We start from the raw sequence: 12521 nt of genomic DNA on the forward strand, positions 1-12521 counted from the left end.
TTGCTTATCAGATCAGCCTGTCCGCGACTAAGTGGTCACGGCGATCCCCTGCGCAGGTCCGTGCTGCGGCAATCTGGGAGTTGCCGGATTTAGCTGAGCGGGCCGAGGTATCACCTCAAAGCGATCCCTTCAGGATTGCCGCAAAGCTCGGATCGAACGCGCGGCTGATGGGATCGGCGGCTGCCCCGCGAGCGACGGCCCAAGGATCGGTCATCCCAAGTTGAAACCGCGGAATGGCGCGATCCCGGCGATCTGCAATCGACGGTGCAAGGGGATGCACTGCGGCGACCAGCCGCCGCGCCAGGGCTTCCGGTGCCCCGCCGCAGAGTATGACTGTTTGCGGGTCGAAGATTGTTTCGATCAGATGCACGCTCCAGCGCAGATCCATCACGGCCTCCTCGATCCAGCTCTCAATTCTCGCGTCGTCCGATTGAGCCAACATGTTTATCGTCGCGTAGACGCCAGGGTCGGCCGGGTCGACCTTCAGATGCTGGTAGAGCGAAGCAAGCGAGGCGCGATGCTCGAGAGGGGTCGGGCTACCGCTCGCCGAAAGAAGGGCCATGCCGATTTCCCCGGCGTTTCCATTGGCTCCGCTGTAAAGTTCCCCGGCAAGGATCAGACCGGCACCGATGCCGTATCCGAGATAAAGGCAGACCGCATGATCAAGCCCGTTTGCGGCACCAACCATGCGCTCTGCCGTTGCGCATGCGGCCGCGTCGTTTTGCAGACGCACACTCAAGCCCGTGCCGGCCGCCAGCGTCTCGAGCAGCGGGAACGCCTGCCATGCCGCCATCATCCACGGATCATCGCCCGCAGTCTTGATCCCAAACGGGCCGGGCATCGCGGCTCCAAGGCCGACAAGCCGACGCTCCGATTGATCAAAGAGATCAGCGAGGTCGATGCGAACCTTCTCTATCAGCTTCAAGATAACCGGTACACCGTTCGCGGGACCGTTCGGCGGTAGGTTGGCCTCGGCCCGGGCCAATACGTTGCCGACGAGATCGACGGCGATTGCCCGCGTCACGTGCCGATCGATCTGCAGCCCGATTGCAAACGCACCTTCCGGAACCAGCCGATAGGGTGTCGATGGTTGTCCCCTCCCCTTGCGAACTGCATCCTCCGCGGTGACCAGGCCCTCCTGCTCGAGTTCGTCGATGATGTTGGAAACCGTCTGCTTTGTGAGTTTCGTTGCGCGTGAAAGGTCGGCTCGCGACAGTGCACCATTCATCCGAAGGGCGTCCATCAGCACTCTTCTGTTATGGGAGCTGGTGCCTTCGTGATTGGTGCCGCTCTTTGCCCGTATGGGAAGCGTGTCATTCATCCTGATTTCCTCTTGACAGCAGTAGAATATTGAAGAACAAATTAGTTTGACTTAATAAGGAACCACAGAGTTCCAGGGAACGCAGAGAGCAACATGCTCTGACGACGCTCCGTATCTGGGCCGCAAGGACGGCACCAGTTCGAAACCTGACGGCGGCAGCCAGCCGCCCTCGGAAAACGGTGAATGTCAAAAACTGGAGGCTGGAATGTCGAAATCACTACACAAGACAATGCTTGGCGCCGCACTTATCGGCGCATCCTTCGCGCCGCATGCCTTTGCTGAAACCACTATCAACGCGCTGTTCATGGCCCAGGCGGCCTATAGCGAAGCCGACGTGCGTTCTATGTCCGAAGCTTTTTCCAAGGCAAACCCGGACGTAAAAGTCAACCTCGAATTCGTCCCTTATGAAGGCCTGCACGACAAGACAGTGCTCGCCCAGGGGTCGGGCGGTGGCTACGACGTCGTCCTCTTCGACGTGATCTGGCCGGCCGAATACGCGACAAACAACGTGCTTGTCGACGTCACTTCGCGCATCACCGACGACATGAAGAAAGGTGTCCTTCCAGGCGCGTGGACGACCGTCCAGTACGACGGAAAATACTATGGCATGCCGTGGATCCTTGACACGAAATATCTCTTCTACAATAAGGAAATCCTTGGGAAAGCTGGCATCAAGGCACCGCCCAGGACTTGGGACGAGCTGACCGAGCAGGCAAAGGTCATCAAGGACAAGGGCCTTCTTGCAACGCCGATCGCCTGGAGCTGGTCGCAGGCGGAAGCTGCAATCTGCGACTACACCACGCTCGTCAGCGCCTACAAGGGCGACTTCTTGAAAGATGGCAAGCCGGACTTCCAAAATGGCGGCGGTCTCGACGCACTGAACTACATGGTCTCCAGCTACAAGTCCGGGCTGACCAATCCTAATTCCAAGGAATTTCTGGAAGAAGACGTTCGTAAGGTCTTCCAAAACGGTGATGCCGCCTTCGCGCTCAACTGGACCTACATGTACAACATGGCCAATGACCCGAAGGACAGCAAGGTCGCAGGCAAGGTCGGCGTCGTTCCAGCTCCTGGTGTGGCTGGCAAGAGCGAAGCGTCGGCCGTCAACGGTTCGATGGGGCTTGGCGTCACCACGGCCAGCAAGCATCCTGAGGAGGCCTGGAAATACGTGGCTTTCATGACTTCGCAGGCAACGCAGAACCAGTACGCGAAGCTCAGCCTGCCAATCTGGGCATCCTCCTATGATGACCCGGCCGTCACCAAAGGTCAGGAGGAACTGATCTCTGCGGCCAAGGTCGGTCTCGCCGCCATGTATCCGCGGCCAACCACGCCCAAATACCAGGAACTGTCGACTGCACTCCAGCAGGCGATCCAGGAATCTCTTCTAGGTCAGTCCTCGCCGCAAGATGCCCTGAAGTCGGCAGCAGACAACAGCGGCCTCTGACCAGATAGCGACCTCCAGGCGGCACATGCCGCCTGGCTTAGCCTTGCCAAACCGACGAATTGAGGAGGCGCCCGATGTCCGGCACCTGGATGACAACCCGCGCGTGGCTTTTGATGTTGCCGCTGCTTGTCGTGATGGTCGCCGTCATCGGATGGCCTCTGGTCGATACCGTCGGCCTGTCTTTCACGGACGCCAAGCTTGTCGGTACGGCCGGCAATTTCGTCGGCATCGACAATTACGTGAAGATGGTTTCCGGCTCGAATTTCCAACGAACCCTGATCACAACCACCTGGTTTGCCGTCATTTCGGTCGCCGCCGAAATGGTAATCGGCGTTCTTGCGGCGCTCCTCCTGAACCAGAATTTCCGCGGGCGCGCCGCGTTGCGCGCGTTGATGATTTTGCCCTGGGCTCTGCCGACGGTCGTCAACGCGACGCTATGGCGACTGATCTACAATCCGGAATATGGCGCCCTTAACGCAGCGCTGACCCAAATCGGCTTCATCGACACCTATCGCTCGTGGCTGGGAGAGCCAGGAACGGCTCTTGCCGCGTTGATCGTGGCTGATTGCTGGAAGAATTTTCCATTGGTGGCGCTGATCGCCCTAGCCGCCCTGCAGGCGGTGCCACGCGACGTCACCGCGGCCTCGCTCGTCGATGGTGCCGGCGCTTTTGCCCGTTTTCGCTTCGTGATCCTGCCCTATCTCGCCGGCCCCCTGATGGTCGCTCTGGTGCTGCGGACCATCGAGGCCTTCAAGGTGTTCGACATCATCTGGGTGATGACGCGCGGCGGGCCCGCCAACAGCACGAGAACGCTCTCCATCCTGGTCTACCAGGAAGCGTTTTCGTTCCAGCGAGCCGGTTCCGGTGCCTCGCTTGCGCTGATCGTCACGTTGCTGGTGACGGTGCTTGCTCTCGCCTATGCCGCGCTGGTGCGCAAGACTGCCGGGAGTGCTGCCTGATGGAACGCAAGAGCCTGGTTTTTTCACTCTTCGTCTACGCTTGCGCCTTGCTGCTTGCAGCCGTCATCCTGGCACCCGTTCTGTGGCTCTTTGTCATGAGCATTTCGCCGGCTGCCGATCTTGCCGCTAAGCCGCTTCGCTGGTGGCCGCAGTCAGCCGACTTTTCACGGTACGGCGTGCTCCTGTCGACCCTCGAAAACAGCGCTGGCGCGGCTTTTACCGCGTCGCTGAGGAACAGCATCGAAGTTGCCGGCATGGCAACCGTCGCGGCAATTGCGCTTGCCATTCCGGCAGGGTGGGCGGTTTCACGCACGCCATCGGTCGGCTGGTCGCTTTCGATGGTCATTGCCACCTACATGCTGCCCCCGGTTGCGCTTGCCGTGCCGCTCTACATCGGCCTTGCTCATCTTGGCATGCTGAACAATGTTTTCGGCCTGGCACTCGTTTACCTCACGATCCTGGCACCCTTCACGACGTGGCTCATGAAATCCGGGTTCGATTCCATTCCGAGGGAGATCGAGTCGGCTGCGATGATCGACGGTGCGGGCCTGTTCCAGACCTGGAAGATCATCACATTGCCGCTTGCAATGCCGGTGGTCGCGACCTCGGCACTCTTCGCCTTCCTGCTCGGGTGGGATGAATTCTTCTACGCGCTTCTCTTCACGTCCGACCAGCGCGCCAAAACACTCACGGTCGCCATTGCCGATCTGGCTGGGGGACGTGTTTCGGACTACGGACTGATCGCAACTGCCGGTGTGCTCGCCGCCCTACCGCCAGTGGTCGTCGGTCTCATCATGCAACGCGCCCTGATCTCCGGGCTGACAAGCGGCGGCGTCAAGGGATGACAAGCACCATGGAAACCGCCCGACCCACCGGCCTGATTGCAATCGATCGCGAAATGGCACGTCAGCATGCCGACGCCCTGGCGTCCTTTGATAGCACCAGGGAGACCGCCCAGGCCATTGCAGCATCGTTGAAGAAGACCGGCAGACTCCTGCTTCTCGGCATGGGCGGATCACATGCCGTCGGACGCGCCGTCGAACCGCTTTATCGGGCGACTGGCATCGACGCAATCGCCCTGCCCCTGTCCGAACAGCTCGGACAGCCCCTGACGCTCGACGGCAGGACCGTCATGATCACCTCTCAATCCGGCGAGAGCGCCGAGGTTGTGCGCTGGTTCTCCGAAACGGGAGGCAGCCCCGACACGTTCGGGCTGACGCTCGAGGGCGGTTCTTTCCTGGCGCGCACCGCACCGTCCCTTGTCGGCGCCGGTGGAACGGAACTCGCCTTTGCTGCAACGCGCAGCCTGACGGTGTCGTTTGCCCTTCATCTGAGAGTGCTGGCTACCCTTGGCGTCGATCCCTCGGCAGCGCTTGGCGCACTCATCGCACCGGAAACGCCGAGTATCGATCCGGCACTCACTGCGCTCAGTACCGTGGCGACGGTCGTTACGTCAGGCCGGCGACTGCAGGGTCTCGCAGAAGCGCTGGCGCTCGGCCTGACCGAGCTCTCCCGTCGACCCTGCTTTTCGCTGGAGGGTGGGCAGTTGCGGCACGGGCCGATGGAGATGCTCGACCCTTCGATCGGCGTCGTTCTGTTCAAGGGAGAGGACAGCACGGCTTCTCTTGTGACAGCCATGGCCGTATCCGCCGTCGAAACCGGCGCGCCTGTTGTCATTTTCGACGCTTCCGGGGAAGACCCGGTCGCAGGCGCGGTCACCATCGCCTTCATGCCGGCTTCCGGTCTTGCCGCGATCTTTGCGATGCTGCCCGCAGCCCAGCGCTTGATGATAGCCTTCGCCAACGCCCGTGTTGACAACGCCGGTACTCCGGTGCGCTCGACCAAGATCACCCGGAGCGAATAATGCGTCCGCTTGCAGTCGTCGGAAATGTCAATATTGACCTCATCCTTGGCCCCGCGGCTCCCTGGCCAAAGGCGGGCACCGAAATCATCGTCGACCATGACGAATTGCGCGTGGGCGGAGCAGCCGGCAACAGTGCCCTTGCCTGGGCCGGGCTCGGCGTCGCCTTCGAGATTGCGGCAAATGTCGGCGATGACCAGTTCGGCAAATGGCTGATCGACGCTTTTGGGAATCGTGCTCTGAACTGGCCGGTTCGCCCGGAGCAGACGACACTCTCGGTCGGCATCACCCATCCCGACGGCGAACGCACCTTCTTTACCACTCGCGGCCATCTCCCGCGCCTCAGCCTTCCCGATGTCCTTTCGGTGCTGGAAGGCGCCCGGCTCTCCGGAGGTTGTCTCCTGCTTTGCGGATCGTTTCTGACCGAGGACCTGACGCGCGACTACGATGCCTTCTTCGATTGGGCGGACGCGCATCAAATAGACGTTGCCCTCGATACCGGGTGGCCGCTCGATGGCTGGACGAGCAAGAACTGCTATGCCACGCGGCGCTGGCTATCTCGCTGCGCCATCGCGCTACTCAATGAAGTGGAATCGACCACGCTGTCAGGCCTCGACGATCCGGGGCAAGCAGCCGCAGAAATCCGGTCGCATATGCCTGATGGCGCGATCGTCGTCGTCAAACGTGGGCCGGATGGCGCGCTCGCGATCGGTGCCGACGGAGAATGCATATCGGTTGCGGCCCCGAGCGTCACGGTCGTCGACACGATCGGTGCCGGCGATGTCTTCAACGCCGGCTTTCTCGCGGCATTGACAGGAGGAAAGCCGCTCGCCGATTGCCTTGAAATGGGAACAGAGGTCGCGTCGCGGGCCATTTCCACCCATCCACGAAGCTACGGCGGTGAACCCGCATCCAAGGACATGACTCGATGAGTGCGCTCGAAATTAATAACATCCGCAAGACCTACGGTGATGTCGAAACCCTGAAGGGCATCGACATCGCACTCGAAAGCGGCGAATTTCTTGTGTTGCTCGGCTCGTCTGGTTGTGGAAAGTCGACCTTGCTCAACATCGTTGCCGGACTGGCCGAGGCAACGAGTGGGGACGTTCGCATCGGCGGTCGCTCTGTCCTTGGGGTGCATCCGAAGGACCGCGACATCGCCATGGTTTTCCAGTCGTATGCGCTCTATCCGAATCTCACCGTGCACCGCAATATCGGTTTTGGCCTCGAGATGCGGAAGGTCCCGGCCGAGGAGCGCGATCGTGCGGTGCGCGACGCCGCGAAGTTGCTGCAGATCGAAAGCCTCCTCGAGCGAAAGCCAGGCCAGCTGTCGGGAGGCCAGCGTCAGCGCGTCGCAATCGGTCGGGCCCTGGTGCGCAAGCCTGAAGTCTTCCTCTTCGATGAACCGCTGTCCAATCTCGATGCGAAACTGCGCATGGAGATGCGAACCGAGCTCAAGCGCCTGCATCAGATGCTCAAGACCACCGTCGTCTACGTAACGCATGATCAGATCGAGGCGATGACGCTCGCCACCCGCATCGCAGTGATGCGCGACGGGCGGATCGAGCAGCTCGGAACGCCGTCCGAAATTTATGATCGACCGGCAACCCTCTATGTCGCCACCTTCGTCGGCGCACCATCCATGAACCTTCTGAGTGTGACCGCGCGCGGCGATGTGCTTCAGATAGACGGCAGCGCCACCGTACTGCCCATTCCACCCGGCCTTGAAACGAAGCCAGGCGACGGAAAGAGGCTGATTGCCGGCATTCGTCCGGAAGCATTTGGACCTGGGTCGTCCGGGCACGCGATTGAGGCGACGTGCGAGGTTGCCGAGCTGACCGGCCCGGAACTTGTCGTGACCGCCCTTGCCGGAACGCAGCGGATCATGGCCTGCCTGCCGCCACGCACCTTGTTGGAGAACGGACAGCCGCTGACGCTATCCTACGCTGTAGAGGCAATTCACATCTTCGACGGCGAGAGCGGACTGCGCTTAAACTAACGCGCTCAGGCTGCTTTGCCCGCAGCAACGAAGCGCTTGAGGGCGTCGAACGAAAAGGCAGAGACGGGAAGACCGGTTTCGCCCTGAAGCGCCAGATCGGCGAGGATTTCGCCGACGACGCTCGTGAACTTGAACCCGTGTCCGGAACAGGGCGAAGCGACCACCACATTCGGATTGCCAGGAGCAAGATCCAGCAGGAAATCCTCGCTGGGCAGCATGGTATAGCGGCAGGTCACCGCGTTCACGCGCTGACCGACGACCCCAGGCAGACGTTTGCTGACGAAACCGTCGAGAAGCGCTGTATCTCTGTCGTTTACCGGCGGATTGGGCTGGTTGGGATCGATCGGCTCGCGGAAATGCGCGTGCCGTCCGACTTTCACGCCGTCGACCCCGATTGCCGGGAACCCGAAATATGACCCCTCCGCGCCCTCGTCCCGCAGGAAACAAGGCATGCCTTGCGGCTTTGTCACCGTGCCGTCCTGCGGCTGATACCATGCGACGACCTGGCGGATTGGCGTTGCCTGCGTTCGCAACTCCGGAACAAGCTCGGCGATCCACGATCCGGTGGCGACCACGACCTTCGTGACGCGGTAGTAACCATCTGCCGAGCGGATCGTCACGCCAGCATCGTCAGGCTCGATTGCAATCACGCGTTCGCCGAAATGAAGGACAGCGCCATCCTGTGCTGCAAGCTTGAGGTAGCCCATGACCGCCGCCTCCGGCTTGAGATAGCCCCCTTGCGGATCAAGGACCGCTACCTCCTCGTTATCGAGCTGGAAGGCAGGAAATCGCCTGTTCATTTCTTCTTTGTCGAGGACCTGGTGCGCCAGGCCGTGCATCTGGCAGGAGGCGCGGGTTCCGGACACGATCTTGCTGTCTACGCCGCCAATCTGGAGAACACCTGTTATTGTCAGGATTTCAGCGCGAAGCCGTGCTTCAAGCGCGCTCCAGTTTCGATACGCCCGCTGCAGCAATGGGACGTAGGACGGATCCTCGAAATACCCGAGCCGGATGAGGCGACTGTCTCCATGAGACGAGCTCAGTGCATGGGATGGGAAATACGCATCGATGCCGATTGTTTTGGCTCCACGCTCGGCGAGAAACGAGAGAGCGGCCGATCCCATGGCTCCAAGGCCAATCACGGCAACGTCGAATTGAGCTGTCATGCGTATTCCTTAAATAACATCCGGAGGCGCTTCGGTGCGGATCAGTGTTCGAAGAGCTTCCATGTCACCAGCCAGCGGACGATCGTCACCATAGTTTGAAACGACCTTGCGCGCCGTGCGCTGGATTGCATCGGTCCCGGTGGCCCGGCTTGCTGTGGGTCCGAGGAAATCATGTGCCTGCGCAGCCGCCATCAGTTCGATTGCGACGATATACTCGGCATTGTCGATGACCGCCAGAAGCTTGTTTGCCGCAGCGGTAGGATGGGCGAGAAAATCCTCCTGAAGGCCGGAGGTCAACCCGCCATCGGTGGAAGCAGGCGCCGCCAGTCTGCGGTTCTCGTTGCTGAGCGCGGCCGCCGTATACTGCGCAATCATGAAGCCCGAATTGCTGCCAGCGTCACTTGCAAGGAACGGCGGCAGGCCGCTGACCAGCGGATTGACGAGGCGGTCCATGCGGCGCTCGCTCATCGCCGAGATCTGCGCGATGGCAATCGCAAGACTATCACATGCCTGCGCAAGAGCCGGCGCGACGGCGTGCGCCTCAGACGAAACGACAGGGTCCGCGGGCGAGCCTGAGACCGCCGGATTGTCGGTCACGGAGGCAAGCTCGCGATCGACGACCTCAGACGCATTCGCAAAGACGTCGCGGGCAGCACCGTGCGCGTGCGGGACCGAGCGCAGGCTGAGCGCATCCTGGGTTCGCTTTCCAAGCGCGGCAGCAACCAGGCCGCTGCCAGCCAGCCGACGGCGCAGCGACGCGCCGACCTCAGCTATGCCGCGCGAAGGACGCATGGCCAGCACGGCTTCATCAAAGGCTGCCATCTGGCATCCAGCGGCCTCGAGGGTCAGAGCGGCGACGGCATCTGCCCAGTCAAGCACGTGGAGTGCCCGAGAAAGGGCAACGCTTGCCAGACCGGTTGCGCAAGCCGTACCGTTGACGAGACTGAGCCCTTCCTTGGCGCGAAGCACGAGCGGTGTCAGGCCGATTGCGCTGAGTGCCTCGCCGCCCTTCAGGGGCTTTCCGTTCACCTTTGCGCTTCCCGCGCCAATGAGAACGAGCGCGGTGTGGGCATTATGCGTCAGGTATCCGGCCGACCCTTTCGACGGAACGTCCGGAATACAATCATGGTCCAGGAAGGCAGTCAGATACCGGAGGATTTCAGTCCTGACGCCGGAATGGCCGTGAGCAAAATTTGCAATTTGCGCAGCGATGATCGCCCGAACCTCGCGTGGCGCCAGCAGCGCGCCGACGCCACAGGCGTGGCTGAGGACAATGTTGCGCGACAGGCGGCTTTGCGAGTTGCGGTCGACGACCGTATCCGAAAGCGCGCCGACGCCTGTATTGATGCCGTAGGCACGCACGCCGGTCTCAACGATCCGCTCGACGATCCGGCTGGCACTCTCTACGCGTCCCCAGGCCGAAGGAGACAGTGCAAGCGCCTCCCCGTTGGCGACGCGCGCGACATCACACCAGCCGATGCGCGTCTCGATGATCACAGTCATTGCCCGGTTCCGAAGTGACCGATGAATTGGCGGAAGGCTGGGGTTGCGGCCCCGCCGAACATCTCGTCGGGTGTGCCTGAGCTTTCGACCAGCCCTTCCTTCATGAAGACGACGCGATTGGAGACGTTGCGGGCGAAACTCATTTCGTGCGTGACAACAAGCATGGTCATCCCCTCCTCTGCCAGAGCGCGCATGACCCGCAGCACCTCGCCAACGAGTTCCGGGTCAAGGGCCGAAGTCGGCTCGTCGAAAAGCATGACCTTCGGCTTCATTGCAAGCGCCCGGGCAATTGCGGCGCGCTGCTGCTGGCCGCCCGACAGATGGGCGGGATAGGCATGCCGCTTGTCGGCTATGCCGACCTTCTTCAACAGGACCTCCGCCTCGGCGATGCATTCCGCCCGAGGGCGTTTGAGAACATGCACCGGCCCTTCGATCACGTTTTGCAGGATCGTCATGTGGGACCATAGATTGAAGGACTGGAACACCATTCCGAGTTCCGAGCGAATATGATCGACCTGTTTCTGGCTGGCGGGACGGCTGGTGCCGCCCTTGTGGATCATCCGGATCTGTTCGCCATCGACCCAGATCTCGCCGTCGGTTGCCGTCTCCAGCAGGTTGATGCAACGAAGGAACGTGGATTTGCCGGAACCCGAGGCTCCGAGCAAGGAGATGACGTCGCCATCCTCTGCATCGAGCGAGATGCCTTTAAGAACCTCGTGCGTGCCGAAGCTCTTGCGGATGTTGCGGACGGATAGTCGGGTAACGCCTGGCATGGAAGCTCCAATCGTGTCCGTTCAGTCTCTCAGGCCTTCAGCGCCGGCGGAATCGCACGGCGATGTCGCGAGAGCGAATATTCGAGCAGGGACATCGCCTGCAGGATGATGAAGTTGAGAACGAGGTAGATGATGGCCGCGCAGAGGAATACCTCCATCGTGCGGTAAGTTTGCGAGATCAACCGCTGCGCCACACCCGTCACCTCCCAAACCGTCACCAGGCTTGCAAGCGCTGTCGACTTCATCATCAAGACGATCTCGGTGGAATATGCCGGGAGTGCGTGGCGGAAAGCGACCGGCGCGAGGATGCGGCGAACGAGCAGTGCGCCCGACATTCCGATCGAGCGGGCGGCTTCGATCTCGCGTGGCGAGACAGCGCGAATACCCCCGCGGAAGATCTCGGCCGAGTAGCCCGCGGTGCAAAGCGCAAGAGACAGCACGGCACAAACGAATGGCTCGCGCAGGAAAGGCCAGAGGAAGGAGTAGCGGATGAACCCGAACTGGCCAAGGCCGTAAAAGACGAGGAACATCTGAATCAACAGCGGCGAGCCGCGGAAGACGAAGATGTATCCCTTCGCAAAAGCCGAGAGCACCGGGTTGCCGCCGACGCGCATCCAGACGATCAGGAGCGCGAGGAGGCCACCGACGATGATCGAAAGAGAAAACAGCGCCAAGGTCATCGGAACGGCCTTGAGCAAGGTGGTCATTGTTTGGAAGAGAAAAGCAAAATCCATGATGCCACCTCACGCCTTTCCCATGGCCGCTGTCGGCATGCTGCGATTGGCGCGCCGCTCGGCGCCGTTGAAGATGCGGTCGGAGAGACTCGTCAGGACGAGATAGAGAATGCCGCCCACAATGAAGAAGAGGAAGTACTGTCTTGTCGAGCCAGCGGCGACCTGGCTGGTGCGCATAAGTTCGGCTAGGCCTGTCACCGAGATCAGTGCCGAATCCTTGAGGCTGAGCTGCCACACGTTTCCGAGACCTGGAATGGCAAAACGCAGTACCTGCGGAATGATCACCCGGCGGAACCGCAGGCCACGGTTCATGCCGATGGCATTGGCCGCCTCCAGTTCACCCTTGGAAATGGCGAGGTAGGCGCCGCGAAACACTTCTGCCTGGTATGCGCCGGATATGATGCCGACCGCCAAGGCGCCGGCAAGGAAGGAGGGCAGACCGAGGAAACCTTCGTAGCCCATTGCCTTGCCAATCGAGGTGACGGCAGACGAGCCCCCGAAATAGATCAGATAGATGATCAACAGTTCGGGCACGCCCCGAAAGACGGTCGTATAGACGTTGCCGATGGCAACGAGGCTCGTTTTTCCGGAGAGTTTTGCGGCAGCGATGATCGCCCCGAGCACAGCCCCGATCGCCAGCGCACTTGCAGTCACGCACAACGTCACGAGCGCTGCAAGCAGGAGAAGCGCACCCCATCCGGTCGAGCCGAATCCAATAAGTTCCAGTGTTGCCATGTCATGTTCCCCGCGCCCGCCGCTGT

At 61.1% G+C, this 12521-nt stretch carries 12 protein-coding genes; 6 read left to right on the forward strand and 6 right to left on the reverse strand.

All coding sequences use genetic code 11. The annotated features are described in order from the left end of the window. Positions 1-115: 115 nt before the first annotated feature. On the reverse strand, positions 116-1321 hold the full coding sequence (locus RGCCGE502_RS29945; protein WP_016557974.1) for an ROK family transcriptional regulator: 1206 nt from the start codon (positions 1319-1321) through the stop codon (positions 116-118). 205 nt (positions 1322-1526) lie between these two features. On the opposite strand from RGCCGE502_RS29945, the gene RGCCGE502_RS29950 reads away from it, so the two are divergent. From RGCCGE502_RS29950 to RGCCGE502_RS29975, 6 genes are all read left to right on the forward strand, one after another. After that, positions 1527-2765, forward strand: a complete 1239-nt coding sequence (locus RGCCGE502_RS29950; protein ID WP_016557975.1) for an extracellular solute-binding protein — start codon at positions 1527-1529, stop codon at positions 2763-2765. Between the two features lie 74 nt (positions 2766-2839). After that, on the forward strand, positions 2840-3724 hold the full coding sequence (locus RGCCGE502_RS29955) for a carbohydrate ABC transporter permease (RefSeq protein ID WP_016557976.1): 885 nt from the start codon (positions 2840-2842) through the stop codon (positions 3722-3724). Then, positions 3724-4569 carry a carbohydrate ABC transporter permease gene (locus RGCCGE502_RS29960; protein ID WP_016557977.1) on the forward strand — a complete coding sequence of 282 codons (846 nt, stop codon included), beginning with the start codon at positions 3724-3726 and terminating at the stop codon, positions 4567-4569. Before RGCCGE502_RS29955 ends, RGCCGE502_RS29960 begins: the two co-directional genes overlap by 1 nt. Continuing rightward, positions 4566-5588 (forward strand): SIS domain-containing protein, encoded by a 1023-nt coding sequence (locus RGCCGE502_RS29965; protein WP_040675872.1) that lies wholly within the window; start codon positions 4566-4568, stop codon positions 5586-5588. Before RGCCGE502_RS29960 ends, RGCCGE502_RS29965 begins: the two co-directional genes overlap by 4 nt. Beyond that, positions 5588-6517 carry a PfkB family carbohydrate kinase gene (locus RGCCGE502_RS29970; RefSeq protein ID WP_016557979.1) on the forward strand — a complete coding sequence of 310 codons (930 nt, stop codon included), beginning with the start codon at positions 5588-5590 and terminating at the stop codon, positions 6515-6517. Before RGCCGE502_RS29965 ends, RGCCGE502_RS29970 begins: the two co-directional genes overlap by 1 nt. Continuing rightward, positions 6514-7584, forward strand: coding sequence for an ABC transporter ATP-binding protein (locus tag RGCCGE502_RS29975; protein ID WP_016557980.1), 1071 nt, complete (start codon positions 6514-6516; stop codon positions 7582-7584). Before RGCCGE502_RS29970 ends, RGCCGE502_RS29975 begins: the two co-directional genes overlap by 4 nt. A 5-nt stretch (positions 7585-7589) precedes the next feature. Here RGCCGE502_RS29975 and solA read toward each other — a convergent pair whose 3' ends face one another. From solA to RGCCGE502_RS30000, 5 genes are read right to left on the reverse strand one after another with little or no spacing between them, the layout of a single operon-like run. Next, positions 7590-8750, reverse strand: coding sequence for an N-methyl-L-tryptophan oxidase (solA, locus tag RGCCGE502_RS29980; RefSeq protein WP_016557981.1), 1161 nt, complete (start codon positions 8748-8750; stop codon positions 7590-7592). A 9-nt stretch (positions 8751-8759) separates the two neighbouring features. Continuing rightward, positions 8760-10253 carry an HAL/PAL/TAL family ammonia-lyase gene (locus tag RGCCGE502_RS29985; RefSeq protein ID WP_016557982.1) on the reverse strand — a complete coding sequence of 498 codons (1494 nt, stop codon included), beginning with the start codon at positions 10251-10253 and terminating at the stop codon, positions 8760-8762. Beyond that, complete coding sequence (locus RGCCGE502_RS29990) at positions 10250-11026, reverse strand: ABC transporter ATP-binding protein (RefSeq protein ID WP_016557983.1); 777 nt, start codon at positions 11024-11026, stop codon at positions 10250-10252. The genes RGCCGE502_RS29985 and RGCCGE502_RS29990 overlap by 4 nt, the downstream gene beginning before the upstream one ends. A 29-nt stretch (positions 11027-11055) precedes the next feature. Continuing rightward, a complete protein-coding gene (locus tag RGCCGE502_RS29995; RefSeq protein ID WP_016557984.1) occupies positions 11056-11760 on the reverse strand; it encodes an ABC transporter permease in 705 nt (234 codons plus the stop codon). A 9-nt stretch (positions 11761-11769) separates the two neighbouring features. Then, complete coding sequence (locus tag RGCCGE502_RS30000) at positions 11770-12495, reverse strand: ABC transporter permease (protein ID WP_016557985.1); 726 nt, start codon at positions 12493-12495, stop codon at positions 11770-11772. Positions 12496-12521: the final 26 nt, after the last annotated feature.

Origin of the sequence: Rhizobium grahamii CCGE 502, from assembly GCF_000298315.2 — a bacterium.
Classification (GTDB): Bacteria; Pseudomonadota; Alphaproteobacteria; order Rhizobiales; family Rhizobiaceae; genus Rhizobium; species Rhizobium grahamii.

Bases quoted from the DNA above. Each gene is read 5' to 3' on its own strand.
- RGCCGE502_RS29985 (WP_016557982.1), bottom strand. From the start codon at position 10,253: ATGACTGTGATCATCGAGACGCGCATCGGCTGGTGTGATGTCGCGCGC.
- RGCCGE502_RS30000 (WP_016557985.1), bottom strand. From the start codon at position 12,495: ATGGCAACACTGGAACTTATTGGATTCGGCTCGACCGGATGGGGTGCG.
- RGCCGE502_RS29975 (WP_016557980.1), top strand. From the start codon at position 6,514: ATGAGTGCGCTCGAAATTAATAACATCCGCAAGACCTACGGTGATGTC.
- RGCCGE502_RS29990 (WP_016557983.1), bottom strand. From the start codon at position 11,026: ATGCCAGGCGTTACCCGACTATCCGTCCGCAACATCCGCAAGAGCTTC.
- RGCCGE502_RS29955 (WP_016557976.1), top strand. From the start codon at position 2,840: ATGTCCGGCACCTGGATGACAACCCGCGCGTGGCTTTTGATGTTGCCG.
- RGCCGE502_RS29970 (WP_016557979.1), top strand. From the start codon at position 5,588: ATGCGTCCGCTTGCAGTCGTCGGAAATGTCAATATTGACCTCATCCTT.
- RGCCGE502_RS29995 (WP_016557984.1), bottom strand. From the start codon at position 11,760: ATGGATTTTGCTTTTCTCTTCCAAACAATGACCACCTTGCTCAAGGCC.
- RGCCGE502_RS29965 (WP_040675872.1), top strand. From the start codon at position 4,566: ATGACAAGCACCATGGAAACCGCCCGACCCACCGGCCTGATTGCAATC.
- RGCCGE502_RS29950 (WP_016557975.1), top strand. From the start codon at position 1,527: ATGTCGAAATCACTACACAAGACAATGCTTGGCGCCGCACTTATCGGC.
- RGCCGE502_RS29945 (WP_016557974.1), bottom strand. From the start codon at position 1,321: ATGAATGACACGCTTCCCATACGGGCAAAGAGCGGCACCAATCACGAA.
- solA (WP_016557981.1), bottom strand. From the start codon at position 8,750: ATGACAGCTCAATTCGACGTTGCCGTGATTGGCCTTGGAGCCATGGGA.
- RGCCGE502_RS29960 (WP_016557977.1), top strand. From the start codon at position 3,724: ATGGAACGCAAGAGCCTGGTTTTTTCACTCTTCGTCTACGCTTGCGCC.